The following is a 26,365-nucleotide window of genomic DNA, read 5'->3' on the forward strand; positions in this document are numbered from 1 at the left end:
ACACCGGGACCGGGGCCCCTGCCGCCGCGTCGTGTCGGCACTCTCGTGCCGCACTCTCCTGGCGTACGGGATGCGGCGGCGGGGCGGGGCGGGCGGCGGACAGACTGCGTCAGGTCGAGGGGGACATCTCCGCGAGTTGCGGTACGGGCGTCCCGTCCCGGTCGGCCACCCGGCGCCGGTGCGCGGGCTGTTCGACCAGGACGCCGACGGCCAGGATCAGGGCCAGCAGGCCCAGCGCCGCGGTGGTCGGCATCCGGGGCGCGAGCGGGATCATCACCAGCACCCCGGCGGTGACCGCGAGCCGGATCCGCACCACGGTCTCGCCGAACCCGGTGAACGCGGCGCGCACCAGGGCGCCGACCGCGTGGAAGACCGCGATGCCCCCGCCCACGCAGGCGGCGGCGGCCGGCGACAGCTGGCTGACCTGCCCGGACACCACCACGCCGAGGGTGCCGCCGAGCACCGCGAGCCCGCACTGCATGGGCAGGTGCCCGTAGACGAAGGCGTGCCGCAGCCAGGGTCTGGAGGCGAGCTGGGCGTGGCTGCCGGGCCCGCTGCTGCTGGCATTGAAGTACGCCCACCACAGGCAGGCGCACAGCGCGAAGGCCAGCACGCCGGCCAGCGCCGCGGCGGGCCCGGTGCGGGTGTGGCTGAGCCCGCCGACGAAGCCCAGCACCATCTCGCCGAGCATGATGATGGTGAACAGGCCGAACCGCTCGGTGAGGTGGTCGGCGTCGCTGGGCACCGCCGCGGTGTAGCGGCCGGCCAGGAACGGCAGCGCCAGCTCGACCAGCATCCCCGCGCCCCAGGCGGTCCAGCGGGGCGCGCCGTCCGGCAGCGCCAGGCCCCCCGCCCACAGCAGCGAGGAGAGGGCCGAGCAGGCCGCGTACGAGCGGGCCGCGGCCTTGAAGCGCGGATCGCCCCGGCCGGCCCACGCGTACAGCACGGTGACCATCCAGCGGGCCAGCAGGTACGACAGCACGAAGCCGATGTCGTCGGAGGTGCCCTTGCCGACCTGGCCGATGAAGACGGCGATGCCGCAGACCCCGGCCATCCCGGTCATGGTGAGCAGCCGGTCGACGGCGTTGTCCTTGTCGAGCCGGTTGGCCCGGTCCGCGTACAGCACCCAGGTCCACCACACGGGCAGGAAGAGGGCGGCGACCGCGAGCACCGAGCGGGCGTCGGGGGCGGTGCCGAGCCGGTGCGTGACCTGGCCGACGGCGGCCACGAAGACCAGGTCGCAGAAGAGCTCGAACCAGGTGGCGCGGCGTTCCCGCTCGCAGGCGTCGCCGTCCTCCGGGGCCCCGCCGGGCGGGGCGTTGACCACGTCCGTTACCGCCATGGCCGGCCGCCCCCTCAGCCGAGCGCCGGGAGGACGACGCCGGTCAGCCGCTCGCTCAGCTCCCGCAGCCGGGCCCGGGCCACCGGGTCGTAGGCCTGGGCGTGCGCGCGGGTGCGGTCGGCGCGGTTGAAGTAGGCGCCGCTGACGCCCTCGAGCTCCGGGTCCTCGATCAGGCGCAGGGTGTGCCCGACGCCCTCGGCCAGGGAGGACTGCGGGGTGAAGAGATGCGTGACGATCTTGGTCGGCATGTAGGACGCCGGGTGCAGGGCGTTGACCGTGACACCGGTCCCCGCCAGCTGCTCGGCCTGGTCCATCGTCATGGTGATCTCGGCGAGCTTGGCCTGGCAGTAGGACTGGCCGCCGTCCCAGCGGCGCTCCAGCATCACGTCGTCGAAGTCGAGCGGGGCCTGGCCCGCGGAGCTGACGTTGACGATGCGGGCCGGGGCCGAGGCGGCGAGCAACGGGGCGAGCAGGCAGCTGAGCACGTAGGGCGCCAGGTAGTCGACCTGGAAGAGGAGTTCGTGGCCGTCCCGGCTCTCCCGGCGGGCCAGCTCCACGCCCAGGCCGGCGTTGTTGACCAGTACGTCGAGCCGGTCGTGGCCGGCGGTGATCCGCGCGGCCAGCTCCTTGACCTCGGCCAGCGAGGCGAAGTCGGCCCGCTCGAAGCTGAGGTTCTTGTTGCCGGTGGCGGCGGTCAGCTCGTCCAGCAGCTGCTCGCCCTTCTCGGCGCTGCGGCCGTGCAGGATCAGCGAGGCGCCCCGGGCGGCCAGTTCCCGGGCGAGCCCGCGGCCGAGTCCGTCGGTGGCTCCGGTGATCAGGACGGTCCGGGCTAAGCCCTCGGTCATGGCGGTTCCTTCTCTCGACAGGTGGTGGAAAAGCCGGAGCGCCGGCCGGGCTCCCCGAACGGGTCCCGGCCGGCGGACAAGGTCAGAGCCTCCCCCGGAAGCCGTCAATGGTAACGGGCAAGTTCTTCCGGGCTCTGGTCCGTGTAGCCCTGGCTGACCTCGATGACCACGCCGTCCGGGTCGGCGATCCAGACGGTCTTCCAGCCGGGGATGAAGGTGTCGAACTCCAGGGGCCCGAGGGTGACCTGAAGGTCCGGGCCGGCCGCGGCGACGAAGGCGTCCACGTCCTCGACCTGGAAGGCCAGGTGGCGGGCGGTGCCGGGGGCCGCCGGGCCGTCCTTCTCGGTCTTGACCAGGGGCTCCTCGGCAGTGGCGAACAGCTCCAGGTAGACGTCCCCGCTGCGCAGGAACACCACCCGCTCGCCGTCCGCCTCCACCACCCGGGCCCGGCGGAAACCGAACAGCCGGGCGTAGAAGTCCTCGGTGGCCCGCTGGTCGCGGCAGTTGAGTCCGACGTGCGCCCAGCGGGCGGCCGGGGCGGGGGCGCTCATTCCTTGCCCAGGACGGCGGCGAAGGGGGCGCTGTCGTGGTAGTTGGCGAAGTAGACGATCTGCCCGTCCACGACCTGGAAGTAGTTGCACACGTCGGCCTCGACGGTGGCGCCGGCGAAGGTGCGGCCGGAGATGTGCGAGATGACCGCGGCCTGCTCGCCGTTCACGACGAAGTGCCGCGGGACGTTGGCGAAGCGCTCGTAGGCCTCGGGGAAGCCCTTCATCATCTCGCGCAGGGTCTCGCGGCCCTCGACCCGGCCGGCGAGCTGCTCGTCCATGGCCGCGTCGGCGGCGAACAGGTCGCACCAGGCGTCCCAGTCGCCGGCGTTGGCCAGCTCGTAGTAGCGGTGGACCAGCGTGTCGGTGTCCATCGGGCTCCTTCCTCGGGGTGCGGGCGGTTACGGCAGCGGGACGTCGAGCTGGCGCATCAGGCCGGTGGTGTCGGCCTGCACCCAGCGCTCGACGACCTTGAAGTTCTCCAGGCGGTAGACCTCCAGGCTGGTCCAGGAGACGTCCTTGCCCGTCGGCTCCTGGCCGAAGAACGGCGCCACGTGCCGGCCGTGGAAGGTGATGTGCATGATCACCTTGTCCGGGGCGGCGGCGTAGAGCGCGTCGAGGTGGACGGTGAAGTCCAGCGCCTCGTGGGCGGCCTTGATGATCTCCTTGAGCTCGGCCAGGCTGGCCACGCTCCACGCCGGGTTGTTGTCGTGGAAGGTGGGGCCGAAGAGGTCGTCCAGGTCCTCGTAGCGGCGCTGGTTGACGGCGTCGCTGACCTGCTGGACCACCGCGACGTTCTGCTCGTCGGCGGAGAGCTGGGCGCGCAGCCCCAGCAGGTTGTCCTGGGCCCAGCGCTCGACCAGCCGGCCGCCCTCGACCCGCCAGATCTCGGTGGTGCTCCACTCCACCTCGCGGCCGGTGGGCGCGAGCCCCATGACGTTGCCCAGGTGGGTGCCGGTGAGCTTGACGCGGGTGATGACCCGGTCGCCGGCGGCCAGCACCTCCTCCAGCTCGGCGCGCAGCGCCAGGGACTTGTGGGCCTCGCGCAGCGCGTCGAGGTAGGAGTCCAGGCCCTGGATGTCGAAGCCGGGGTGGTGGTCGGTGAAGGCGTCGCCGACGACGGCGGCGACCTCGCTGTAGTCGGCGGCGTTGAACGCGGTCAGGAAGCGCTCGTAGAGCGCGATCCCCGCGAGTTCCTCGGTGGTGGGCATCGTGGTCCTCTCCTGTCTGGGGCGGGTGGCGGTCAGCGCTGGGGCGGTGGCGGTCAGCGCGCGGGCGGTGGCGGTCAGCGCGCGGCCCGCAGGACGAGATCGGCGGCCTTCTCGCCGATCATCACGCTGGGCGCGTTGGTGTTCCCGGCGACGATCGACGGCATGACCGAGGCGTCCGCGATCCGCAGCCCCTCGACGCCGTGGACGCGCAGCTCGTGGTCGGTGACGGCGTCGCCGTCGGTGGCCGGTCCCATCCGGCAGGTGCCGACGGGGTGCCACAGGGTGGTGGCCCGGTCCGCGACGTAGCGCCGCAGCGCGGCCCGGCCGGTGACCCCGGCGCCGGGGCCCAGCTCCTCGCCGGTGAACTCGGCGAAGGCGGCGGAGCGGGCCAGTTCCCGGGCCAGTTCCACCCCGTACACCAGGACGTCCAGGTCGGCCGGGTCGCTGAGGTAGCCGGCCCGGACCACGGCCGTGGCGGCCGGGTCGGCGCTGCGCAGCCGCACCCGGCCGGTGCTGCGGGGCAGCAGGGCGATGGGCGCGAAGGTGAAGCCGGGGCCGGCGGCCTGCGCGGCGGGCGCGTCGGGGGCCAGGAACTTGACCGGCCCGAAGGTGAACTGCAGGTCGGGGGCGCCGGCCGGGTCGGCGGCCGGGGTGTGCGTGAACAGCCCCGCCTCGGAGAGCAGGGCGTCCTCGGGGTGCTGCTGGCGGGACTGGTAGCAGACCGGGGTGAAGAGGTGGTCCTGGAGGTTGCCGCCGACCCCGGGCAGGTCCCGTACGCAGTCGATGCCGTGGGCGCGCAGTTCGTCGGCCGGGCCCAGGCCGGAGAGCATCAGCAGCTTGGGCGTCTCGAAGGCACCCGCGCTGACGACGACCTCCCGCTCGGCGCGCACGGTGTGGGTGCGGCCGTCGGCGGTGTACTCGACGCCGGTGCAGCGGCCGCCCTCCAGGAGCAGCCGGGTGGCCCGGGCGCCGGTGGCGACCGTGAGGTTCGCCCGGCCCCGGTTGGGGTGCAGGTAGCCGGTGGCGGTGGAGCAGCGCTCCCCCGCGGGCGTCCGGGTGGTCTGGTAGAGGAAGCCGTACCCGCTCTGCTCGGCGCCGTTGTAGTCGGCGCCGTCGGAGGCCTTGTACCCGAGCTCGGCGGCGGCGGCGACGAAGGCGCGGGCCAGCGGGGTGGGGTCGGTGTGGTCCCGGACCGCGACCGGGCCGCCCTGGCCGCGGAGCGGGCCGGCGCCGGCGCCCCGGTAGTCCTCGGAGCGGCGGAAGTACGGCAGCAGGTCCTCGTACCCCCAGCCGGGGTTGCCGCGCTCGCGCCAGCCGTCGTAGTCGTGCCGGCTGCCGCGCACCCACATCAGGGCGTTGACGGAGCTGCAGCCGCCGACGACCTTGCCGCGGGCGACGGGTACGGTGCGGCCGCCCAGGCCCGGCTCGGGCTCGGTGGCGTAGCCCCAGTCGATGCCGGGGCTCCACTCCGAGGTGAGCAGGGCGAGCACGGCCGCGCCGTCGCCGCGGTGGATCTCGGGGCGCTCGTCCCAGCCGCCGGCCTCCAGGAGCAGGACGCTGCGGGTGCCGTCCTCGCTGAGCCGGGCGGCCAGCGCGCTGCCGGCGGAGCCGGCGCCGACCACGACGTAGTCGTGCCTGGCCTGGGGGCCCGTCACGCGACGGGGGTGAAGTCGCCGACGCGGTAGGTCGTGATGACGGGCAGCACCGCGCCGGGCCGCATCGCCAGGCGCCACTGCTGGTCCACGCGGACGGCGGTCAGGGAGCCGTCGGCGGTGTTCTTGGCCCGCCAGACGACGGTGACGGCCACGTCGACGGCCTCCACGTCGTCGGCGGCGGGCCGGAACTCCAGCCTCTCGATGTCGTGGCTCTGGTCGGCGAAGGCCTCCCCGACCACGGCGTACCAGTCGCGGAAGTCGGCGTGGCTGCGCAGGGTGCGCTCCGGGAAGGCCATGTCCAGACCGGCGTCGGCGACGAAGGGCAGCATCTCCTCGACCGGGTCGTGCCGGCTGAGCTTGTCGAACCACTCCTGCGCGAAGCCGGCGAGCTCCGTGTGTTCCAGTGCCTGGACGCTGGTCATGGTGGTCTCCTGTCTGGCGGCGGGGGTACGGGCGGGGGCGGGGCGGGCTGCCGTGACGTGTCCGGGTGCCCGGCGGTACGGACGGCCGGCGTGCCCGGCGCTACGACCGCGCGGGCCGCCCGGCCGGGCACGGCCGCCCGGGCCGCGCCGTGCCGTCCCGATGACGCCACGCCAACCCCTCCCCCCGCCCCACCGACCCCGGCCCCGCACCCACTGCGCGAAGTGAGGAGGTGGACTACGGCAACTCGGGCCCGGATCTGGGGGGATGCGGGGGCGGCGGGGGGCACGGCGAGGCGTGCGCGTCCCGCTCCGGCGGGCCGCGAGGCCTGTTACGGTCGTCCGTTCGCCGAGGAGGTCGTGATGAACGGATCCCTGCCCGCCGCCACCCAGGTGGATCTGCGCAGGCAGCCGGTGGAGGACGTGCTCCAGCGCGTGGAACGGGCTCTCGACGTACGGGTGGATCGGGGAGCGCTCGTACGCAAGCGCCGCTCCCTGGGCGGCCGTACGGAGCAGGGCACGTGGGTGCGCATCGAACGGCGCGGCTTCGAACGGATCGGCTCGCAGGGCTGGAACGGAGCGGAAGCCGCCGCCGTGCTGCACGGCGTCGCGATGCCGCAGTGGCACCGGGGACTGGCGTGGCGCGAGCCGGGCGAGCCGGTGATGTGGCGCGCGGACGAGCTGGAGCTGATCGCATCGCCGTCGGTCGCCAAGGGCGCCCTGCTGCTCGAGGACCCGGGCCTGGACGCCGCGACGCTGTGGGGCAACGCACTGGCCGTCCCGGCCCTCACCGCCCGCGTCCACCGGGAGCGGCGTGCGGACTTGGAGAGCCGGGACGGCAAGCTGATGTCCCTGTACTTCCTGTCGAAGATCGTCGGCCCCCACGCATACGAGGAGGATCCGCTACTGCCCCCGGCCCGCCAGCAGGCCGAACGACTACTGGCCGACCTCCGGTCGTGACGGCCCTCGATCCGCGTCAGCGGTCCGGGTCATCGCCGGCGGCACCACGGCCCGGCTGACCCGCGAGCAGAAGAGCCGCTTCGTCGCGACCTGCTGGACGGCCTAGATGTTCAAGCACTTCGACGACCCGAAGCCGGGCTACGTCGCCGACTGGCCGGACCTCCCGACCTGGCAGCAGGAGACGGACGCGGACATCTTCGAGGCCATCGAGAAGGCGCTGCGCTGACCACACCAAAGCATTCGCCGTCGCCAGCCGCGACCGGACCCGTGTCTGCTTCGACGCAGGTCCGGCCGGCTGCCGTCGGTAGCTGGCTGGCGTCGCGGTCACCTTGCTGACTTCGCCAAGTACCCCAGCGGGGCCGACGGGGCGGGGTGCTTCGACGACTACGCTCAAGGCCTCGAAGCCGTCTCGGCTGTTGCGCGGACCTGGAGGGGGACTACCGCACATGGGCAGGACTGAGTACTACAACGACCCGACGGCCCCGAAGGCGAACACCCTCATCCCGGCGAGCAACCTGCTCGTCGTCGACGACGAGGGCGCGATCCTCCTCCAGCGGCGGCGTGACACCGGTCAGTGGGCGCTGCCCGGCGGCGCCCAGGACATCGGGGAGACGGCGGCCCAGTGCGCGGTCCGAGAGTGCCTGGAAGAGACCGGCATCGTCGCCGAGATCACCGGATTCCTCGGCGTCTACACCAACCCGAACCACATCGTCGCCTACACCGACGGCGAGATCCGCCAGCAGTACGAGAACACCTACATCGGCCGACCGGTGGGCGGCGCCCCGACGATCAACGACGAGGCCGACGGCGTCGGATTCATGCGGCCCGCCGACCTCGACCAGTACGACATCCACGCCAGCATGCGGCAGCAGATCGGCGACTACCTCGCCGGCACGTACCCCTACCTCGGCTGAGCCGGCGGCCGCTACACCGCCCCCCGTTCCCGTCGGTCCCCCGTGTCCCGTTCGCCGTGCAAGGACGTGAAGCCCAGGGCGGCGGAGGCCAGGGTCGCGTGGTGGTGCCAGCCTCGGAAGGAGCGGCCTTCGAAGTCGTTCAGGCCGTGGTGGTCCTGGAGGCGGGTGAGGGCTGCGCGGGCGGGTTCGCGGAGGTGGGCCAGGGCGACCGTCTCGGCGAGGCGGCGCGGGGGGAGGTTGGTGAGGCGGTAGGAGCGGGGGGCCGGGCGGCCGTAGGGCCAGTCGACGACCAGGTGGCGGGGGGCGGCGCGGAGCCGGACCGGTTCGGCGGCGCCGCCGAGGACCACCGGCAGGGTGAGGAACTGCGACTGGCGGCTGCGGCCGGTGTGCGGGTCGGGCCACATCAGTTGGCGGCGCACCCCGGTGGCGGGCCCGGCGCAGGCGGCCTGTTCGGCGAGTTCGGCCAGGGTGCCGTAGCGGCGGCCGGTGGTCGCGGAGGGGCGGGGCAGGGCGGCGCCCACCGCCCCCGACACCTCGATGACGTAGCCCAGGCCGCGGGCCTCCAGCCCGTACAGCAGGGGTTCGACCTCGGTGTCGTGCCGCCAGTCGGCGAGGACCGGCGCGGGGGTCAGGCCCCAGTCGTCCAGCATCTCGTCCAGGGCCTCGACCACGTACCGCCAGCGGGGCCGGCAGCGCTCCTCCTGCGGCAGGTGGGCGCCCTTGCGCAGGGACTCGTCGGTGTCCCAGCGCTGCGGCAGCACCAGCCGCCAGTTCACGGGTACGCCCGCCCCGTCGGCGGAGACCAGGGAGGTGACCAGGGCCAGCTGGCAGTTGACGGTGCGCTCCTGGCTGGGGGCGAACTGCCGGGCCACGCCCACCGAGCGGTCGCCGCTCTTGGTGATGACGGCCTCGTCCACGCACCAGGCGCGGGGCGGCTGCTCCTGCGCGCAGCGGTCGGCGACGTAGCGGCGGACCGGGCCGCACTCCCAGGGGCTCTGTCCGATGAACTGCTGGAGCTGCTGGACGGCGGGGCGGCCCAGGACGTGCGCCGAGATGGTGCTGGGGGTCTTGCGGCCGGGGGCCTCCAGGAGGCCGCGCACGTACACCTCGCCCCAGCGGCGCTGGTCGGAGCGGGGCAGTACGGCGAACAGGCCCCGGCAGTAGGCGGACAGCTCGTGCGGGTCGGCGGGCCGGGGGGCCGGGCGGACGGGGGTGGCCTGGGGCAGGTAAGCAAGTGTGGACATAAGGGTTCCTGAGGACGTCCTGGTCTGTCTGGGTCGGTGCGGCGGACGGCGCCGGGGTCGGAGCGGGTGGGGCCGGGTCCTGCGGTCAGCCCGCCTTCAGTTCGGGCGGGTGCAGGAAGTAGTGGGCGGCCGAGGCGGCCTGGGCGCCTTCGTGGACGGCGGCGGCGACCTGGTGGGAGTGCAGGGCGGTGAGGTCGCCGGCCGCGTACACCCCCGGCACGGAGGTCTTCTGCTCGGTGTCGACCGCCACGTAGCCGCTGGGGGTGAGGGCGACGCTGAGCCGGCGGGCCAGTTCGGTCTCGGGGGTGGCGCCCTGGACGGAGAAGAGGGCGTCCAGCTCCAGGCGCAGGCCCCGGCGGGTGACCACGGCCTCGAAGTGCCCCTCCTTGCCCTCGGCGGCCTTGATCCGGTCGTGCAGGACGGGGATCCCGGCGGCGGCCAGCCGGCGGCGCATCAGGGGGCTGATCTCGTCGCTGCGGCTGTTGGTCAGCAGCCGGACCTGGTCGGAGAGGGCGTGCAGCTGCATGGCCTCGCCGGCGGCGGCGTCGGTGTGGCCGACGACGAGGATGCGCCGGCCGCGGTTCTCGTACCCGTCGCAGGCGATGCACCAGAACATGGAGCGGCCGGCGTACTCCTGCCAGTCGGGGAAGTGCGGGAAGTGGTCGAGCACCCCGGTGGCGAGCATCAGTGTGCGGGCCTGCCAGTGGTGGCCCTGGGCGTGCAGGGTGAAGCCGCGGTCGGCGTCGCCCTCGAGGTCGGTGATGCGGTGGTGGACGATGCGGGCGTGCGGGTAGTGGGCGAGCTGGCGGCTGCCCAGCTCGCGCAGGTCGACGGTGGCGATGCCGTCGGGGAAGCCCAGGTAGTTGTGGTTGACCTGGTGGTGGGTGGAGCGGCCGTGGCCGGTGTCGAAGACCAGCACGGTGCGGTTGTAGCGGGCCAGGTAGAGGGCGGCGGACAGGCCGGCCGGGCCGCCGCCGACGATCGCGGCGTCCACGGGGGCGGCCGGGGCGGCCGGGCGGGCGCTCACTGCTGCTCCAGCAGGGCCAGGACCTCGTCGCGGAGCCGGGTCGTGGCGGCGGCATCGGCGCTCTCGGCGTTGACCCGCAGGACCGGTTCGGTGTTGGAGGCGCGCAGGTTGAACCAGCTGCCGTCGGCGCGGGTGACGGTGAGGCCGTCGAGCCGGTCGGTCTCGGTGCCGGGACCGGCGAAGGCGCGTTCCGCGGCGGCCAGCGCGGCGGCCGGGTCCTGGACGCGGACGCTGGTCTCCTCGGCGGTGGCGTACAGGGCGTAACGGGCCATCAGCTGGGAGAGCGGGCGGTCCTGCTCGGCGAGGGCGGCCAGCACGTGCAGGGCGGCGAGCATCCCGGTGTCGGCGTACCAGAAGTCGCGGAAGTAGTAGTGGCCGGAGTGTTCGCCGCCGAAGACCGCCTGGTGTTCGGCCATGAGGGCCTTGACGAAGGAGTGGCCGACGCGGGAGCGGACCGGCTTGCCGCCGCGGGCGGCGACCAGCTCGGGGACGGCGCGGGAGGTGATGAGGTTGTGGACCACGGCCTGGCCGGGGTGGCGGGCCAGGGCGCGCTCCGCGATCAGGCCGATGACCTGGGAGGGGCCGATGCCGCGGCCGTGCTCGTCGACGACGAAGCAGCGGTCGGCGTCGCCGTCGAAGGCGAGTCCGAGGTCGGCGCCCTCGGCGACCACCCTCGCCCGCAGGTCGGCGGTGTTGGCGGGCTTCATGGGGTCGGCCTCGTGGTGCGGGAAGGTGCCGTCCAGCTCGAAGTAGAGCGGTACGACCGCCAGCCCGGGCCGGTCCAGCACCAGGGGCGCGGTCAGGCCGGCCATGCCGTTGCCGGCGTCGACGACGACCTTCAGGGGGCGGCCGGCGGCGGGCGGTACGAGGGCGGCGAGGTGGGCGGCGTACCCGGCGAGCAGGTCGGTGCTGGTGCGGGTGCCGCGGCGGGCGGCCGGGGCGGGGGCGGGCAGCTCCCCGGCGAGGGCGGCGCGCAGCACCTCCAGGCCGGTGCCCTCGCCGACCGGGACGGCGCCGGCCCGGCAGAGCTTGATGCCGTTGTAGCGGGCCGGGTTGTGGCTGGCGGTGAACATGGCGCCGGGCAGGCCGAGGCTGCCGGAGGCGTAGTAGAGGTAGTCGGTGGAGCCGAGGCCGGCGTCCAGGACGTCCGCGCCCCGGCCGGTGGCCCCGTCGGCGAAGGCCCGGGCCAGGGCCGGGGAGGTGGCGCGCATGTCGCGGGCCAGCACGATCCGGTCGGCGCCGGTCAGGTCGGCGAAGGCGGCGCCGAGGGTGTGGGCGGCCCGCTCGTCGAGTTCGTCGGGGACGACCCCGCGGATGTCGTAGGCCTTGACCACCTGGGCGGCGCGGCCGGGCGAGTCGGTCATCGGTCCTTCTTCTCGTCTCGTCGTCTGGCGTCGGGGCGTGCCGGGTTCTGGCGCGCGGCCCCGCGGGTACGGGGCCGGGCGGGCGGGTCCGGGGCGTGGGGTTCCCGGGCGTGGGGATCGGGTCCTGAAGAGCTCCGGAGCAGGCTGCGGGGACGGCTCAGGACCGCGGGGGTCTGCCCGCGGGAGGCCCCGGGCGGGTCAGCCGGTCCAGGGCGGCGAGCGGTATGGAGAGCCAGGCGGGCCGGTTGCGGGCCTCGTAGACGGCTTCGTAGACGGCCTTGTCGGCTTCGAAGGCGCGCATCAGGTGGGGGTGCGCGCGGGGGGCGGGGCCGCCGGCGTAGGCGTAACCGGCGCCGAAGGCGCTGCGGTTGCGGTCGGCCCACTCGCGGGCCCGGCGGGCCCGGTGGGCGGCCCGCGCGTCGGCGGGGTGCGGGGTCCCGGCGGGGCCGGTGAGGGCGTGCCGGGCGGCGTAGTCGTAGGAGCGGAGCATGGCGGCGACGTCCCGCAGCGGGGGCCGGGGGCGACGGCGTTCGGCGAGCGCGTGGCCCGGTTCGCCCTCGAAGTCGATCAGGGCCCAGCCGCGGGGGGTGCTCAGCACCTGGCCGAGGTGCAGGTCGCCGTGGACCCGCTGGAGGTGCAGCGGTCCGGTGCGGTGGGCCCCGGCCAGGGCGGCGTAGGCGGTGCGCAGTTCGGCGGCGTAGACGGCGAGGGCGGGCAGCTCGGCGACGGCGTCGTCGAGGCGGCGGGTGAGTTCGCCGGCCAGGGCGGCCGCGCCGTCGGCGTCGAGGGTACGGCTGCCCAGGCGCTGGGAGAGGGCGCAGTGGACCTTGGCGGTGGCCTGGCCGAGGGCGAAGGACTCGGCGGTGAAGGTGCCGGCCGCGTCGGGGCGGCCGTCGGTGCCGTCGATGTAGCGGGCGGCCTCGGCGACGGCCAGCTCCCAGCCGTCGCCCTGGTTGGGCAGGTACTCCTGGAGGACGGCGAGGGTGGCCGGGCCGGCCGGGTGGGCGGGGTCGGTGGCGATCCAGCCGAGGGGGGCGGCGCCGAGCACGCCGGGCGCGGCGTCGAGGGCGGCGAGCACCTCCAGTTCGGGGCTGGTGCCGGAGACCGGGCGGCGCAGCACCTTGAGGACGGCCCGGTCGCCGAAGACCAGGCTGGTGTTGGACTGTTCTGCGGTCAGCAGGCGGCCGGCCAGGCCGGTGGGCAGGACGGCGCCGGGTGCGCGGTGGAAGCGGACCGCGCCGGGGCCGGGGCGGTCGTCGTCGAAGCGGTCCAGCAGGCGGGCCGTCAGTTCCGGGTCGGCGGCGGCCTCGTAGAGGGTGACGGGCTGTCCGTCGGGGCCCTCGCCGTGTCCGATGACCGCGCCGGCCAGGGCCTCGGGCAGGGTGGCGCGGACGCCGACCAGGAGTTGGTAGGCCTCGTCGTGGCCGGTGTCGACGAGGGCGAGGAAGAGGGCGGGGTCGCCGGGGCAGACCAGTTCGACCAGGAGCGGGGTGACGGCCGGGCGGCCGTGGCCCTTGCCGGCGAACCAGCGCTGCGCGCCGAGCCAGCCGGGCAGCAGGCGGCGCAGGTCGGCGGCGATGCGGTCGTGGTCGGCGCGGTCCAGTACGGGGATCATGCGGCGCTCGCCCTCAGGGTGCGGGGTGCCGCGCGGAGCCGGTCGGCGGCGGGCGCGGCCGCCAGGACGGTCAGGGCGTGGGCGAGGGAGACCATCGTCATGTGGTGGTGCCAGCCGCGGAAGGTGCGGCCCTCGAAGTCGCGGACGCCCAGGCCGTCGCTGACCCGGTCGAGGTCGTGGTCGACGCGGCGGCTGAGCATGGCGGTGCGGTAGACGGTGCCGAGGTGTTCGCCGGCGAGGCTGGAGAGCCAGAACTCGGTGGGTCCGCGGCGGGCGCCGGGGGCCCAGGCGCCGAGCAGGACGAGCTCTTGGCGGCCGGTGTGGGGGGCGTGCGGCAGGGCGCGGGGGCCGCGCAGCCGGACCGGGACGGAGCCGACGACGGTGGCGCGCAGGGTGCCGGTGGCCGGGTCGGGCCATTCGACGGGCATCCGGCGGCGGCCGATGGCCTCGCCGAGGCCGTCGGCCGCGCCGCGCCAGGCGTCGGCGGTGCGGTGGCCGGGTTCGAGCAGGAGGCGCGGGTCGGCGGGGTCGACGCGGGCGACGAAGGGCAGCCGGGCGGCCATCAGTTCGGCCAGCGGCGCGGGTCCGGCGGCGCGCAGGTCCATGACGACGGGCCGGCGCCACAGGCCCCAGTCGCGGGCCATGCGGTGGACGGAGTCCAGGGCGCAGCGCTCGGGCGGGCAGCCGCCGACGTGTTCGGGGATGGCGGCGCGGCGGCGCTGTTCGGGGCTGTCGGCCCAGCTGCCGGGCAGGGCCAGGCGCCAGTCGACGGGGCAGCTCTCGTCCTCGCCGGCCAGCCAGACGGACGTGCTCTGCTGGCAGTTGACCAGGCGGCCGGCGTCGGGCACCCACTGGCGGTCGACGCCGACGGAGTGCCGGCCGTCCTTGGCGACCACCAGCGGCCGGACCACCCAGGCCTTGGGGGCCATGGCGTCCTGGAGGGTGCGGGCCAGTTCGCGGCGGACCGCGCCGTTGCTCCAGGGGGACTTGGTGATGAACTGGTAGAGGCTCTTCTCGGCGGCGCTGCCGGCGCCGCCGGCCAGGGCGCGCATGGTCTTGCGGCCGTCGACGGAGAGGAGCCCCCGGACGTACAGCTCGCCCCAGCGGCGCTGTTCGCTGCGCGGCAGGTGCGCGAGCGTCTGCGAGAGAACCTCGGACACCATCGGTGGCTCGTCCACGGACATCGCTCAGCACGCTCCAACGGTCGTGTGGGTGGACACCCCGGAGGGGGACCCGGGTCGGCGGGCGGCCCCCGACAGGCCCCGCGCCGTCCCCGGATCCCGGTCCGCCGGCGACGGGGGACGTACACCGGCGGACCTGGCGGGGCGGGGGTCTAAGGACTCCCGCCGTGGCCGCATCCCTCACCGCGCTGGTCCTGATGGCACCCGCGGCCGTCGCCGCCGGTCCCGGTGGCGGGCTGGGACCCAAGGAGGACCGCCTCTGGTCTCCCCCGGCGCTGCGGGAGGTGCCGTCGGTACCCGGCCGCCCCGCCCCCAAGGCGCGCCCGGCCGCCCCGCCGGGCGACCGCGCCCCGCACTGGCGCACCCGCCCGAGCCGGTGGCCGGCGGCAACCGCCGCCGAACTGCGGATCCCGTCGGCCGGACGGTCCGCGCGGGCGGCGGGCGTCCCCGTCTCGGTGACCACGGCGCCGAGCGCCGCGGCAAACGCAGCCGGCGCACGCGATGCCGGACCCGGCGTCGCCGCGACCGGCGCCCGGGTCGGGGTGGCCGTCGCCGACCGCGACGCGGCCCGACGCGCGGGCGTGGAGGGCCTGTTGGTCTCCCTCACCCCGCGGGACGCGGCGGCGGCCGGCCGGGTGCGGGTGGGCCTCGACTACACGGCCGTCCGGGCCGCGTACGGCGGCGACTGGGCCGCGCGGCTGCGGCTGGTGGCCCTGCCCTCCTGCGCGCTGACCACCCCGCAGCGCGCCGCGTGCCGCACCCAGACGCCGGTGCGCGGCGCGCGCAACCTGGTCAAGGACGGCCGGCTGACCGCCGAGGTGCTGCTCCCGGCGGGTGCCCCCGGAGCCACCGCCCGGACCGGATCGACTGCCGGACCGGCTTCCGGAGCGCCTTCCAAGGCGGTCACCGCGGCAGCCGCCGGCGCGACCGTCCTCGCGGCCACCGCGGCGCCGTCCGGCTCGGCCGGTGACTACACGGCGACCACCCTCTCTCCCACCGGAGCCTGGTCGGCCGGCGGCAACACCGGCACCTTCAGCTGGGCGTACCCGCTGACCCTGCCCCCGGCTCCGGGTGGCGCGGCCCCTTCGGTGACGTTGTCGTACGACTCCGCGAGCGTGGACGGCCGGACCGTCAGCCGCAACGCCCAGTCCTCCTGGATCGGCGACGGCTGGGACTACAGCCCCGGCTACATCGAACGCTCCTACCAAAGCTGCAAGCAGGACGGCAAGGACAACACCGGCGAAGCCTGCTGGAGCGGCAAGCAGCCGGTCACCATGTCCCTCAACGGCTCTGCCACAGCCCTGATCCAGGACGACACCACCAAGCAATGGCGCACCGCCGACGGCTCCCAGACCAAGGTCGAACTCGCCACGCTGCCCTCCGGCCTCTCCAACGGCGACAACGACGGCGAGTACTGGAAGATCACCACCACCGACGGCATCCAGTACTACTTCGGCGCCGAAACCAAGCCCGGGACCACCACCGGCCCGGCCTCCCACGCCACCTGGACCCGCCCCGTCCACGCCAACAACACCGGCGAACCCTGCTACCGCAGCGACTTCGCCACCTCCTGGTGCCAGCAGGCCTGGCGCTGGAACCTCGACTACGTCGTCGACACCCGCGCCGGCCTGGTCACCTACACCTACGCCACCGAGACCAACCACTACGCCCGCAACCCCGACACCGCCCACCCCGACGGCACCCTCACCCCCTACACCCGCGGCGGCGTCCTCACCGAGATCGGCTACGGATCGAAACTGACGGACACCACGGGCCCGACCGCCCGGATCCTCTTCACCTCGGCCGAACGCTGCGACCCCGCCCTCAACGTCCAGGCCGACTGCACCAAGCCGCCCGTGAAGGCCACCGCGACCGCCTGGCCCGACGTCCCCTTCGACCAGAACTGCGACCCGGGCTCGGCCGTCAAGGACTGCAAGAGCCACGCGCCGACCTTCTGGACCACCAAGCGACTCGCCAGGATCACCACCCAGTCCCTCACCGGCGGCACCCCCACCACCGTCGACGAGTGGACCCTCAGCCACGAATACCCCGACCCCCAGGACGGCAGCACGCCCTCCCTCTGGCTCGCCTCCATCGCCCGGACAGCACATGACGGAGCGGCCGAACTGGCGCTTCCCGCGACGGATTTCGCCGGTCGGCTGATGCCCAACCGGGTCGACACCGGCAAGGACAACCTCCCGCCCCTCAACCGCCGCCGCATGACCGCCATCACGACCGAGTCGGGCCTGCGGGTCGCCGTCGACTACGCCCAACCGGACTGTGCACCAGGCCAGTTCCCGGCCCCCGACGCCAACGGAAAGCGCTGCTACCCCGTCTTCTGGAACCCCTCCCCCGGTACCCCGATGGACCCCACCCTCGACTGGTTCCACAAGTACGTCGTCGCCGGCATCTCCGAGGTCGACGCCACCTCCGCCGGAGCCGACCCCTCCCCCACCCGCACCACCCGCTACGAATACCTCGGCCCGGCCGCCTGGCACCGCGACGACAGCGAACTCACCGAAACCAAGTCCCGCACCTGGAACGACTTCCGCGGCTACGCGGAAGTCATCGCCCGGAAGGGCAACACCCAGGCCAACCCCGTCGACAAGACCACCCAGTCGTCCACCGTCTACCTGCGCGGCATGGACGGCGACTACAAGGCCGACGGCACCCGCCGCTCCGTCACGATCCCCGACAGCAGCACCGCGGACGCCCCCCAACTCGCAGGCTTCGTACGGGAGACGCGCAGCTTCACCGGAGACGGTGGCACCCTGGCGGCGAACACCGTGAACGAGCCCTGGACCGGACCCGTCACCGCCCGCCGGGCCCGGGGCAGCGGCCTCCCGGACCTGACCGCCCAGTCCGTCCGGACGGCCGAGGTGACCACCAGATCCCGCCTGGCCAACGGGAGCTGGCGGACCACCTCGCAGTCCACCACCTTCGACGGTGCCTCCGGCCTGCCGATGGCTGTGCTCGACTCCGCGCAGGGCCTGCCCGACTTCTGCACGAAGACCTCGTACGCCTCGAACGCGTCGGCCGGCATCCTGAACCTGCCGGTCGAGACCGTGTCCGTGACGGGTGACTGCGGTACTGCTCCCGGCAAGGACACCACCTACGCGCACACCCGCACCCTCTACGATGGCAAGCCCTACGGCGAGATCGGCAGCGTGGGCGCCGCCACCACCCAGCAGGTCGTGGACGCCTACGACGGCGCCACCCCCACCCACACCCTGGACACCGTCACCGACTACGACGGCTACGGCCGCACGGTCAGACTGACCGACTCACTGGGCAACTCCACCAGCACCGTCTACACCCCGGCCACCGGCGCGCCGCCGACGAAGGTCGCGGTCACCGGTCCCATGGGCAGCGGCTGGACCACCACCGTCGAGTACGCGACCAGCCGCAACCTGCCGGTGAAGACCACAGACCTCAACAACCACGTGTCGGAACTCGCCTACGACCCGGCCGGCCGGGTCACCAAGGTCTGGCAGCCGGGCCGCAACCGAGCCACCCAGACCCCCAGTCTCGAGTTCGGGTACGCACTGAGCCGGACCGCTCCCACGGTGGTCACCACCAGGACGCTGCGGGACGACGGCCGCTACCAGACCGACTACCAGATCCTGGACGCCTTCCTCCAGGTCCGGCAGGCCCAGGCCGCGCCGATCGACGAGTCCCCCGGCCGCATCCTGACCGACACCTTCTACGACTCCCTCGGCCGGGTCGTGAAGACCAACCAGCCCTACTGGGACAAGACCACCGCCCCCTCCGGCACCCGCTTCCTCGCCGAGGACACGGCGGTGCCCTCCCAGAACGGCACCTTCTACGACGGCCAGGGCCGCGCCACCGCCCAGACGGTCTCCTCCCACGCCGTGGAGCAGTGGCGGACCAGCACGACGTACGCCGGCGCGGACCGCACGACCACCGTCCCACCACTCGGCGGCACCGCCACCACGGTGCTCTCCGACGCCCGGGGCCACACGGCGGAGCTGCGCCAGTACAAGAACCGGTCCGACGCGGGCAGCGACGACGCCGCCGCCTTCACCGCCACCACCAACACCTACGACCCCCGGGGCCAGCTCAGCACGGTCAAGGACGCGGCCGGCAACACCTGGTCCTACGGCTACGACCTGCTGGGCCGCCGGGTGACCGAGCAGGACCCGGACAAGGGCCGCACCGAGACGCACTACGACGCAGTGGGCCGGGTCGCCTGGACCAAGGACGCCCGCGGCCAGGTCCTGCACACCACCTACGACAAGCTCTCCCGCAAGACGGGCCTCTACAAGGACGCGGTGACGGACGCCAACCTCCAGACCTCCTGGTCCTACGACCGCCTCGCCAAGGGCCAGGCCGACGGCTCCACCCGCTACGTCGGCGGCAAGAGCGGAGCGGCGTACACCACACAGATCACCGCTCTCGACACCGGCTACCGCCCCCTCGGCAGCAAGCTGACCGTCCCCGCCGCCGAAGGCAAGCTCGCCGGCACGTACCAGACCAGCACCGCCTACACCCCGGTGACCGGCAAGCCCGTGTCGGTGACCATGCCCGCGATCGGCGGTCTCCCCGCCGAGACCGTCACCACCGGCTACAGCGCCACCGGACTCCCCGTCACCTTGTGGAGCGAGGAGACCGATTACGTCAACCGCACCAGCTACGACCCCCTCGGCCGCGTCCGCCGCGCCGTCTACGGCGACGTCCCCAAACAGCTCGCGTACACCCCTCAGTACGACGAAGCCACCGGACGCCTGACGGCCACCAACCTCGACCGCCAGACCGGCCCCGGCGACACCCAGGTCACCGGCTCCGTCGACGCCACCACCTACACCTACCAGCCCTCCGGCAGCCTCACCTCCGTCAGCACCCGCCGGGACGACGGACCGGCCGGCTTCACCACCGACACCCAGTGCTTCACGTACGACCACCTCCAGCGGATGACGGAGGCCTGGACCGACAAGAACACCGCCTGCGCGTCGGCCCCGAAGACCGCGGACATCGGCGGCCCGGCCCCCTACTGGCAGTCCTACTCCTTCGACGTGACCGGCAACCGCACCAAGCTGGTCGACCACGACCCGGCGGGCGGGCAGGACACCACGACCATCTACACCAACCCGGCCCCGGGCGCCGCCCGCCCGCACGGCGTCACCGGCACCACGGTCACCGGTCCCGCCGGCACCACCTCCGGCGCCTACACGTACGACGCGACCGGCAACACCACGACCCGTCCCGCACCGGCCGGCAAGCAGACGCTGACCTGGGACCCCGAGGGCAAACTGGCCGCCAACACGGGCGCGGCCGGCACCAGCACCTACCTCTACGACGCGGGCGGCACCCGGCTGCTCCGCCGCGACCCCGACAAGGTCACCCTGTACCTGGGCACGGACGAACTCACCCTGACCCTCTCCTCCCAGAAGGTGACGGGCACCCGCTCGTACAGCGGTCCGGACGGTTCGCTGGTCATCGTCCGGAGCACCGGCACCAGCGGTGCCGACACGCTGTCCTACATGGCCCGGGACCACCACGGCACCGGCACCACGACACTAGACACCGCCACGCTGGCGATCAGCCGGCGCGCGCAGAAGCCGTACGGTGAAGAGCGCGGCCAAGCCCCGGCGACCTGGCCCGACGACAAGGGCTTCCTCGGCAAGCCGAAGGACAACACCGGCCTGACCCACATCGGAGCACGCGAGTACGACCCGTCCCTCGGCCGCTTCATCAGCGTGGACCCGCTGATGAACCTCGCCGACCCGCAGCAGATGCACGGCTACGCCTACGCCCACAACGCCCCGGCCACCAGCAGCGATCCGACGGGCATGATCGACCCGGACTGCTGGCGCGGGCAGTGCGCACCGCCGCCGCCGAAGTACTGCGGCAACGTGCAGGTCTGCGACGACGGTCCGTCGGGCCAGACCACCACCTCGCCCGCCACACCAGCGGGACCGCGCGTCGCACCGGGTGCGGACGAGTGGCAAGACGCGCGCAACGCCGGCTGGGGCAAGGTGCAGAAGGGCGCGAAGCGGGTCAACATCGGAACCGGAACTCCTGGCCCCGACTACGGCATCATCATGATCCGCTTCTTCATCCACGACAAGATCGCGGGCGGTGTGCCCGGGAATCCGATTCCCGGTCTCTACGGTGACAACCGCGACTTCAGTACAGATCCGGAAGCCGACTCCCGAATGGTGGTGTTCATCAACACCGCCACCGGAGAAGCGACCTTCACGGTCTCCCCGTCCACGTCGACCAACGGACGGTTGGTCGACACGGTCGAGAACTACGTGGACAAGCTGTTCGGCGGCAAGGGCGGCGACGGCGAGATGATTCCAGCGCACGACATCAAGATCGGGCCACCGCCGGATCGCCGTCTCGGCGACCTGCACAACTACATCGATCCGTCGATCGTCGTGGCCGGCGATACGGTGACGATCGACGCAAACGTGTCCGGGCTCAACAGCAAGATGCCCTGCTGCGCGGCCGACAACCACGTCGTCGTGCAGCTGCGAGGCCAGAACAGTTTCGTGTCCCGCAGCAAGGACGCGTACCCCGACATGGAGATCGTGCAGTACCGGCCCGGCATGGCACCCAACGTTCTTGCCCTGAACGGGATGGCATCAAGCAACGGAACCGACTCGATTCCGGGACACTCCAACGACGACGGGCAGCCCAAATACTGGGCCAACGGCCGACGGCAGTAGCCGCCGCCGGGGCCCCCGTACGCGACGTGCGTACGGGGGCCCCGGCGTTCGGGCGGCGGGTCAGAAGTTGCCGTAGTTGACCTGCCAGGTCGGCAGGCCCATGTGGCGCCACAGGGCCACGACCCGGTCCCGGTCGTCCAGCGAGACCCGGACCGCGTACCGGTGGCGGACGTGCGCGTCGAAGAGCTCCGCCTTCACCACGTCGTCGCTGCGGCCGTCGCCCGAGGCCCGCATCCACAGCTCGTCGTACGGGACTTCGTGCTCGGCCAGCCAGGCCTCGGTCAGGGCGCGGTGGTCCTCGCTGCGGCCGGACAGCAGCACGATCGTGTCCCCGTCCGCCGCCCGGAAGGACGCCAGCGCGCCGCGTACCGAGACGTTGATCAGGTCCTGGTCGCAGCGGCTGAAGTCGTAGGGGCCGCGGTCGCCGCGCAGCGCCAGCGTGCCGTCGATGTCGCAGAGCACCGCGGCCGGCAGCGCCGGGTCCGCCACGTACGGCACCGCAGCCGGGCGGGCGTTGAGCCACTCTGCGGTCAACTGCCAGCCGCCGCGACGGGACTTGGCGTGCTTGTCCGCGAGGATCCGGATGATCTCCTCGCCGACCGGCCGCTCCCGGGCCGCGTCGCGCCGCAGGCACTCCTCCAGCGGTACGTGCGTGAAGTCGTGCACGACGAACTCCGCGTCGAGGCCGTTGACGGCGGCCTTCAGGCGCCGGGGGATGTGCGGGGTCAGGTGGGTGTTGTCCACCACCACGTCGAAGCCGTCCTCGACGGCCGCCCGGACCGCGGCGTCCTGGACGGCCAGGACGGTCTGCTCGTGGGAGTGCGAGCGGCCGCGCTCCGGCGCCGGGACGTCCAGCATGGTGCGCAGGTCGTCCAGGTTGACCCGGCGCAGCCGGCCGTCCGACTCCGCCTGGAGGGCGCGGGCGGCGGTGGTCTTGCCCGATGCGGGCAGCCCCGTCATCACGTGTACCTGGGGCACGTCGATCAGTTCTCCTCGTCGTTCTTGAAGGGGTCGGCGGCGGCCGGCCGGAGCCGGCGCCACGTGTGCAGTTCGGTGGAGCGGCCGTCCAGCCGCTGGAAGAGGGCGGCCCGCAGCTCCCGGTCCGGCAGTCCGCGCGCGGCGCGCGCGAAGGCGGCCCGGTCGGAGGCGAGATGGACCAACGAGGCGTACGCCTCGTCGATGGCGCGCTCGTGCTCGGCGAAGGACTTCTCCAGGCCCTCGACCAGCCCGCGCACCCAGGCGTCGAACTCGTCCGGCACCTGCTCCAGCAGGGCGTCCAGGGGGCGGCCGTCCTGCGACCGCGATCCCGAGAGCTCCGAGACGGACAGGCCCAGGCCCTGGGCGAGCCGCTTGGCGGAGACGCCCGCGAACCGCTGGATGCCGTGGCCGCGCCAGATGTCGCGCTCGGTGACTCCGGTGAGCACCTTGTGGAGGCGTACGTACTCGGCGATCTTGGCCTTGGCGCGCACTCCCGAGGCGAACCGCAGCACGAACCCCTCGGCGTCCATGCCGGTGGACCGGCCGCCCCCGGGCAGGGTGTTCGAGGCGGTGAGCCGCAGCAGCTCCGGCAGCGGCATCGCGGGCCAGCGGCGCACGACGGTGCCGATGCCGGTCCAGGCCGGGGCGGCCTCGTCGAGCGGCACCTCGGTGCCGTCCGGGGCCTGGGCCGCCAGCAGGACCAGGTCGCGGCGGTCGCCGTAGTCGACGACGATGCGGTTCTCGGGGTAGACGATCTCGGCGAGGTACGTGACGCCGGGGACCAGCCGCGCGGTGTCGGCCGCGTCGAGCCGGCGCTGCGCCCAGCGGGCCTGCTGGCTGGTGAAGGACCCCTTGGAGGCGACCCGCCAGCGGTCCGCGTAGTGGAAGACCACCGCGAGGCTGCCGTCGACCTTGTCGAACACCTCGAAGGGCTCGTCCGGCAGGGCGGGCGCGTAGGGCTGGCCGGTCTCGTGTTCGCCGACGTTGAAGAACTTGGGCAGGGGGAGGGCGACGACCGCGCCGCTGACGTCGTCGGCCACCAGTCCCCGGCAGCGGACGGTGACCCGGTTCCAGACGCGTGCGTACTGGCAGACGCGCGTGTAGGTGTAGATCGACAGCGGCAGTTCCGGGTGCGTCTTGCGGCTGACCTGCCCGGCCTCGATCGCCGCGGCGAGCTCGTCGGCGGGCATCAGGTCATGCAGAGTCAGGCGGTCCTGGCTCATGGGTCCCTCCCTCAGATGATGCGCCATCCTCCCCCGCCCGCCCCTTGATCCGGAAACGAATATCCCCAGGCCAACCACCCCCAAGACGCCGAACCTCAACCCTCGGTTCCCCCCGCCCCCACCTTCCCCGCACCGGGCGCCCTCCCACCGGCGGTGCTCGCGACCGTGATGGGCCGGGAGCGGAATGACGGCTTCGGCCGTCAGTCGTCGTAGAAGAAGGCCTCAAGGTCCTCCACCGATCCGGGACCGGTCAGGAACGCCTCGGCTCGCGCGATGTCGCGCTCCGGCGGTACGCGGCGCTCGCGGAGGAGTTGGCGCATCCACTCCTCGCCCTGCTCGCCGATCGCGTAGACGGCGGACAGCAGCTCGGCCATGCCGGCGGGGTGTGCGGGGGCGCGTCCGACGACGGGCCGGAGTTCCCAACCCCCCGCCCGGGCCGCGAGCCGTAGCACCCCGGCCCAGTTGGCGATCCGCCCGATGCGGACGTGCCAGGAGTCCTCCGTGAACGGCGGCAGCCGACCCCCGTGCAGGGGATTGGTCGCCGCCCCGATGTCGGCCACGACCTGCCGCTCCAGCGCATCACGGACCCAGCGCCCCTCCTGCGATTCCTCGACGGCGGCCGCCCACCACTCTCCCGCGGCATCAAGCCGCGTCCCGAACGTGTCCATCGCTGCAGAATCGCACGCGGCGGCCGGTGCGGGGCGGGAGGGCCGTGCTGCGTTCCCGGGGGCGGGACGGGATCCCGTCGGCCGGATGTGCGGGGGCGGCTGTTTGGATGGTGGGGTGATGGAACAGTGGACGCCTGCGCACCATGCTGTCGAGCACGAGGATGCGGAAGGCCTGGCCCGGCTGCTCGCCGGTGGTGCGGATCCCGACGAGGTGCAGATGGGCATGACGCTCCTGACGCATGCGATCGACGCGGAGGGCGACGGAGCCCTCCAGGGCGGCCTGCCGCTGACGGTGCACACCACCGCCGTCCTCCTCGCCTTCGGGGCGGATCCGGAGCTCGCGGATCCGAGTGGCACCACACCGATGCGGTTGGCGGACCACTACGGCCACGCCCCGGCGGCAGAACTGCTGCGGGCCCACATCGCGGGCCGGAGGGGCTGAACCTCCAGGTCATCCCCCGTCATCGCCGCCCGGGCGGCTGTGTTGCAGGGTGGGCGGGGGCTTCGATTGACGATCTCCGTCAACTGACGCGACGGATCCGGGGCGGGGCTGCACTCTTGTCGCCATGCCGAACGCGCTCATGATCCGCTCTCGTGCCCTCCTCCAAGCCTCCGGGGGCCCCCGTTATGCCGTCGCGCTGGTCGTCGACGCCCTCGGCACCGGCCTGTTGCGGCCCTTCCTGCTGCTGTACGGGGTGATGGTGCTCAAGCTGTCCGCGCCGGACACCGGCATCGCCATGACGGGCGGCATCGTGGTCGGCCTCGGGTGCACGCCGGTGGTGGGCCGGTGGCTGGACCGGGGCGCCCGCAGCGCGGTGGTGGCGGCCTCGATCCTCGTCCGGGTGGCGGGTGTGGCGATCCTGCTGGCCACTCCCGAGGGGCAGGTCTGGCCCTTCGCCACGGCGGCGCTGTTCCTGGGCATCGGCAACCAGGCCTTCCCGGCCGCGCATGCGGCCGTGGTGGCCACGGTCTCGCACGGCCGGGAGCGGGACGCCGCGCTCGCGGCCTGCCGGTCCCTGCGCAACGCCGGGCTCGGCGTGGGCGCGCTGATCGCCACCGCGGGCCTGGCCGGCGGCACTTCCGCGTTGCGGGTGATGGCGGCCGTCACCGGGGTCGCGTACCTCGTCGCGGCGGTCCTGGTGTGGTCGGTCCGCCTGTCCTCGCGCGCGGCGGCCGGGCAGGCCGGGGCGGCCACCGGGCCCGCGCCCCGGATGCGGGCGCTGCTGAGCGCGAACGTGATCTACGCGTTCTGCTTCAACATCCCGGAGATCGCGATCCCCCTGGTCCTGGTGACCCGCATGGACGCCTCGCCGGTGTGGCCGGCGGCGGTCTTCGTGTCCAACACGGTGCTGGTGGTCACCCTTCAGGTGCCGGTCACCGTCGCGCTCTCCCGCTTCACCCGGCGGACCAACTTCATCCTCGGCGGTGTGCTGCTCGCCGTCTCGTACATCGGCTTCCTCGGGGCCGCCGCGCTGGGACCCGACTGGGGCGCACCGGCCGTCGCCGCGGTGTCCGTGGTGTGCACGCTCGGCGAGATCGTCTACACCGGCAGCTCCACCGCGCTGGTCACCAGCCTCGCGCCGGCGCATCTCCTGGGTCGCGCGGTGTCCCGCCTCGAGTTCTCCACCGGCCTGGGCATGGCCGTCTCGCCGGCCGTCATCACCGCCCTCGCACCGCACGGCGACGCCGCCCTGTGGGGCACCCTCGCCGCCGTCACCCTGCTGTCCGCCGCGGCGGTCGCCACCGAGAAGGACCCGGACGACGCAGAACACCGGAAGCACCCGGCGGAGCAGGACACCGACGCGCTCCTGACGGGCCCGGAGACCTCACCCGACGGCCGTCGCTCGCCCAGCCCGGCCGGGGCTCCGGGCGCCTGATCCGCCGTCAGGCCACCGGGTCGGCGTCGAGTACGAGGACCTGGGCGGGGCCGGCCCGGAAAGCCGGGCCGGCCGCGTCGGCCTCGACCATGTGCGGGGTGACGTCGTGGGCCTCCAGCGCCGCCTGCGAGGCCCAGCGTTCGATGAGCACGAAGCGGTCGGGATCACCGCTCACCCGGTGCAGGTCGTACCGCAGGCACCCCGGCTCGGCCCGCACGACCGGCGCAAGCCGCTCGAAGGCCTCGACCTGCTCCCGGCCCCGGCCGGGAAGGGTGGTGATCAGGATGACGAGTTGTACCGGCTGCGGCTGCGACATGCCCGGCAGCGTAGCCAGCCCCCTGCTCCGATGATCCCCTTGATCACATCCTGGACGACTCCCCTACCGTCCGAGCCCCCTCAGCCACCTCTCCGGTGGCCGATCGTGCACGCCCCAAGTCGGTACGCCCCGCGCGGGTGGGCGTGGTGTGTGGGGCAGCCCCTTGACGCCCCGTGGCAGGCTGGTCCGGAGGCAGGCCCGGGCCTGGGATGCCCGAAGGGCACGGCGAAGCCGCGAAGTCCCAGGGGTGGGCCTGCGCACCCAGCTGACCTCGCCGGTGGCCGAG

The 26,365-nt window shown here is 73.7% G+C and carries 21 protein-coding genes and 1 pseudogene; 6 read left to right on the top strand and 16 right to left on the bottom strand.

Features of this window, described 5'->3' with window-relative positions; genetic code table 11:
- Nucleotides 1–109: 109 nt before the first annotated feature.
- From AB0O40_RS24695 to AB0O40_RS24725, 7 genes are all read right to left on the bottom strand, one after another.
- Complete coding sequence (locus tag AB0O40_RS24695; RefSeq protein ID WP_365045651.1) at nucleotides 110–1,342, bottom strand: low temperature requirement protein A; 1,233 nt, start codon at nucleotides 1,340–1,342, stop codon at nucleotides 110–112.
- A 14-nt stretch (nucleotides 1,343–1,356) separates the two neighbouring features.
- A complete protein-coding gene (locus AB0O40_RS24700; protein ID WP_365045654.1) occupies nucleotides 1,357–2,187 on the bottom strand; it encodes an SDR family NAD(P)-dependent oxidoreductase in 831 nt (276 codons plus the stop codon).
- Between the two features lie 104 nt (nucleotides 2,188–2,291).
- Nucleotides 2,292–2,738 carry a VOC family protein gene (locus tag AB0O40_RS24705; RefSeq protein WP_365045657.1) on the bottom strand — a complete coding sequence of 149 codons (447 nt, stop codon included), beginning with the start codon at nucleotides 2,736–2,738 and terminating at the stop codon, nucleotides 2,292–2,294.
- A complete protein-coding gene (locus AB0O40_RS24710) occupies nucleotides 2,735–3,109 on the bottom strand; it encodes a nuclear transport factor 2 family protein (RefSeq protein ID WP_365045660.1) in 375 nt (124 codons plus the stop codon). The genes AB0O40_RS24705 and AB0O40_RS24710 overlap by 4 nt, the downstream gene beginning before the upstream one ends.
- Before the next feature lie 27 nt (nucleotides 3,110–3,136).
- Entirely contained in the window at nucleotides 3,137–3,946 is an 810-nt protein-coding gene (locus AB0O40_RS24715) for an ester cyclase (protein ID WP_365045662.1), read from the bottom strand.
- Between the two features lie 74 nt (nucleotides 3,947–4,020).
- The gene (locus tag AB0O40_RS24720; protein WP_365045664.1) at nucleotides 4,021–5,601 is read right to left on the bottom strand and encodes a GMC family oxidoreductase N-terminal domain-containing protein; all 1,581 of its coding nucleotides are present in this window, start codon (nucleotides 5,599–5,601) and stop codon (nucleotides 4,021–4,023) included.
- Entirely contained in the window at nucleotides 5,598–6,023 is a 426-nt protein-coding gene (locus AB0O40_RS24725; RefSeq protein WP_365045667.1) for a hypothetical protein, read from the bottom strand. The genes AB0O40_RS24720 and AB0O40_RS24725 overlap by 4 nt, the downstream gene beginning before the upstream one ends.
- A gap of 360 nt (nucleotides 6,024–6,383) precedes the next feature.
- Between AB0O40_RS24725 and AB0O40_RS24730 the strand changes: the two genes are divergently transcribed.
- The 3 genes and pseudogenes from AB0O40_RS24730 (at nucleotide 6,384) to AB0O40_RS24740 (ending at nucleotide 7,894) form a co-directional block, all read left to right on the top strand.
- Entirely contained in the window at nucleotides 6,384–6,980 is a 597-nt protein-coding gene (locus tag AB0O40_RS24730) for a hypothetical protein (RefSeq protein WP_365045669.1), read from the top strand.
- A gap of 31 nt (nucleotides 6,981–7,011) precedes the next feature.
- Nucleotides 7,012–7,206 (top strand): annotated as a pseudogene (locus AB0O40_RS24735) (hypothetical protein); the annotation flags it as partial.
- 220 nt (nucleotides 7,207–7,426) lie between these two features.
- Nucleotides 7,427–7,894, top strand: coding sequence for an NUDIX domain-containing protein (locus AB0O40_RS24740; protein ID WP_365045672.1), 468 nt, complete (start codon nucleotides 7,427–7,429; stop codon nucleotides 7,892–7,894).
- Nucleotides 7,895–7,905: 11 nt separating this feature from the next.
- Here AB0O40_RS24740 and AB0O40_RS24745 read toward each other — a convergent pair whose 3' ends face one another.
- The 5 genes from AB0O40_RS24745 to AB0O40_RS24765 all read right to left on the bottom strand — a co-directional run bounded on the left by AB0O40_RS24745 (nucleotide 7,906) and on the right by AB0O40_RS24765 (nucleotide 14,307).
- Nucleotides 7,906–9,138 carry a transposase gene (locus AB0O40_RS24745; RefSeq protein ID WP_365045674.1) on the bottom strand — a complete coding sequence of 411 codons (1,233 nt, stop codon included), beginning with the start codon at nucleotides 9,136–9,138 and terminating at the stop codon, nucleotides 7,906–7,908.
- Between the two features lie 85 nt (nucleotides 9,139–9,223).
- Entirely contained in the window at nucleotides 9,224–10,165 is a 942-nt protein-coding gene (locus tag AB0O40_RS24750) for an NAD(P)/FAD-dependent oxidoreductase (RefSeq protein WP_365045677.1), read from the bottom strand.
- Nucleotides 10,162–11,529 (bottom strand): phosphomannomutase/phosphoglucomutase, encoded by a 1,368-nt coding sequence (locus AB0O40_RS24755; RefSeq protein WP_365045680.1) that lies wholly within the window; start codon nucleotides 11,527–11,529, stop codon nucleotides 10,162–10,164. Before AB0O40_RS24755 ends, AB0O40_RS24750 begins: the two co-directional genes overlap by 4 nt.
- A 157-nt stretch (nucleotides 11,530–11,686) precedes the next feature.
- Nucleotides 11,687–13,144 (bottom strand): maltokinase, encoded by a 1,458-nt coding sequence (locus tag AB0O40_RS24760; protein ID WP_365045682.1) that lies wholly within the window; start codon nucleotides 13,142–13,144, stop codon nucleotides 11,687–11,689.
- A complete protein-coding gene (locus AB0O40_RS24765; RefSeq protein WP_365045685.1) occupies nucleotides 13,141–14,307 on the bottom strand; it encodes a transposase in 1,167 nt (388 codons plus the stop codon). The genes AB0O40_RS24760 and AB0O40_RS24765 overlap by 4 nt, the downstream gene beginning before the upstream one ends.
- A gap of 185 nt (nucleotides 14,308–14,492) precedes the next feature.
- Between AB0O40_RS24765 and AB0O40_RS24770 the strand changes: the two genes are divergently transcribed.
- Entirely contained in the window at nucleotides 14,493–21,017 is a 6,525-nt protein-coding gene (locus AB0O40_RS24770) for an RHS repeat-associated core domain-containing protein (protein ID WP_365045688.1), read from the top strand.
- A 60-nt stretch (nucleotides 21,018–21,077) separates the two neighbouring features.
- Here AB0O40_RS24770 and AB0O40_RS24775 read toward each other — a convergent pair whose 3' ends face one another.
- The 3 genes from AB0O40_RS24775 to AB0O40_RS24785 all read right to left on the bottom strand — a co-directional run bounded on the left by AB0O40_RS24775 (nucleotide 21,078) and on the right by AB0O40_RS24785 (nucleotide 23,886).
- On the bottom strand, nucleotides 21,078–21,995 hold the full coding sequence (locus AB0O40_RS24775) for an AAA family ATPase (protein ID WP_365045691.1): 918 nt from the start codon (nucleotides 21,993–21,995) through the stop codon (nucleotides 21,078–21,080).
- Between the two features lie 5 nt (nucleotides 21,996–22,000).
- Nucleotides 22,001–23,218, bottom strand: a complete 1,218-nt coding sequence (locus AB0O40_RS24780) for an RNA ligase (protein WP_365045694.1) — start codon at nucleotides 23,216–23,218, stop codon at nucleotides 22,001–22,003.
- Nucleotides 23,219–23,418: 200 nt separating this feature from the next.
- Nucleotides 23,419–23,886, bottom strand: coding sequence for a hypothetical protein (locus AB0O40_RS24785; protein WP_365045697.1), 468 nt, complete (start codon nucleotides 23,884–23,886; stop codon nucleotides 23,419–23,421).
- Nucleotides 23,887–24,001: 115 nt separating this feature from the next.
- On the opposite strand from AB0O40_RS24785, the gene AB0O40_RS24790 reads away from it, so the two are divergent.
- Both AB0O40_RS24790 and AB0O40_RS24795 read left to right on the top strand, forming a co-directional pair.
- Entirely contained in the window at nucleotides 24,002–24,328 is a 327-nt protein-coding gene (locus AB0O40_RS24790) for an ankyrin repeat domain-containing protein (RefSeq protein WP_365045699.1), read from the top strand.
- Between the two features lie 124 nt (nucleotides 24,329–24,452).
- Nucleotides 24,453–25,763: an MFS transporter gene (locus AB0O40_RS24795; RefSeq protein WP_365045702.1), complete on the top strand. Its 1,311-nt coding sequence runs from the start codon at nucleotides 24,453–24,455 to the stop codon at nucleotides 25,761–25,763.
- Between the two features lie 7 nt (nucleotides 25,764–25,770).
- On the opposite strand, the gene AB0O40_RS24800 is transcribed toward AB0O40_RS24795, so the two are convergent.
- Nucleotides 25,771–26,079 carry a putative quinol monooxygenase gene (locus AB0O40_RS24800; RefSeq protein WP_365045705.1) on the bottom strand — a complete coding sequence of 103 codons (309 nt, stop codon included), beginning with the start codon at nucleotides 26,077–26,079 and terminating at the stop codon, nucleotides 25,771–25,773.
- Nucleotides 26,080–26,365: the final 286 nt, after the last annotated feature.

It is taken from the genome of Streptomyces sp. NPDC089919, assembly GCF_040684615.1.
Lineage (GTDB): Bacteria > Actinomycetota > Actinomycetes > Streptomycetales > Streptomycetaceae > Streptomyces.

What these genes read in the sequence shown, in the direction of transcription:
- AB0O40_RS24800 (WP_365045705.1), bottom strand. Translation starts at nt 26,079, where the DNA reads ATGTCGCAGCCGCAGCCGGTACAACTCGTCATCCTGATCACCACCCTT.
- AB0O40_RS24760 (WP_365045682.1), bottom strand. Translation starts at nt 13,144, where the DNA reads ATGATCCCCGTACTGGACCGCGCCGACCACGACCGCATCGCCGCCGAC.
- AB0O40_RS24740 (WP_365045672.1), top strand. Translation starts at nt 7,427, where the DNA reads ATGGGCAGGACTGAGTACTACAACGACCCGACGGCCCCGAAGGCGAAC.
- AB0O40_RS24780 (WP_365045694.1), bottom strand. Translation starts at nt 23,218, where the DNA reads ATGAGCCAGGACCGCCTGACTCTGCATGACCTGATGCCCGCCGACGAG.
- AB0O40_RS24710 (WP_365045660.1), bottom strand. Translation starts at nt 3,109, where the DNA reads ATGGACACCGACACGCTGGTCCACCGCTACTACGAGCTGGCCAACGCC.
- AB0O40_RS24765 (WP_365045685.1), bottom strand. Translation starts at nt 14,307, where the DNA reads ATGGTGTCCGAGGTTCTCTCGCAGACGCTCGCGCACCTGCCGCGCAGC.
- AB0O40_RS24755 (WP_365045680.1), bottom strand. Translation starts at nt 11,529, where the DNA reads ATGACCGACTCGCCCGGCCGCGCCGCCCAGGTGGTCAAGGCCTACGAC.
- AB0O40_RS24700 (WP_365045654.1), bottom strand. Translation starts at nt 2,187, where the DNA reads ATGACCGAGGGCTTAGCCCGGACCGTCCTGATCACCGGAGCCACCGAC.
- AB0O40_RS24695 (WP_365045651.1), bottom strand. Translation starts at nt 1,342, where the DNA reads ATGGCGGTAACGGACGTGGTCAACGCCCCGCCCGGCGGGGCCCCGGAG.
- AB0O40_RS24795 (WP_365045702.1), top strand. Translation starts at nt 24,453, where the DNA reads ATGCCGAACGCGCTCATGATCCGCTCTCGTGCCCTCCTCCAAGCCTCC.
- AB0O40_RS24785 (WP_365045697.1), bottom strand. Translation starts at nt 23,886, where the DNA reads ATGGACACGTTCGGGACGCGGCTTGATGCCGCGGGAGAGTGGTGGGCG.
- AB0O40_RS24705 (WP_365045657.1), bottom strand. Translation starts at nt 2,738, where the DNA reads ATGAGCGCCCCCGCCCCGGCCGCCCGCTGGGCGCACGTCGGACTCAAC.
- AB0O40_RS24730 (WP_365045669.1), top strand. Translation starts at nt 6,384, where the DNA reads ATGAACGGATCCCTGCCCGCCGCCACCCAGGTGGATCTGCGCAGGCAG.
- AB0O40_RS24725 (WP_365045667.1), bottom strand. Translation starts at nt 6,023, where the DNA reads ATGACCAGCGTCCAGGCACTGGAACACACGGAGCTCGCCGGCTTCGCG.
- AB0O40_RS24745 (WP_365045674.1), bottom strand. Translation starts at nt 9,138, where the DNA reads ATGTCCACACTTGCTTACCTGCCCCAGGCCACCCCCGTCCGCCCGGCC.
- AB0O40_RS24715 (WP_365045662.1), bottom strand. Translation starts at nt 3,946, where the DNA reads ATGCCCACCACCGAGGAACTCGCGGGGATCGCGCTCTACGAGCGCTTC.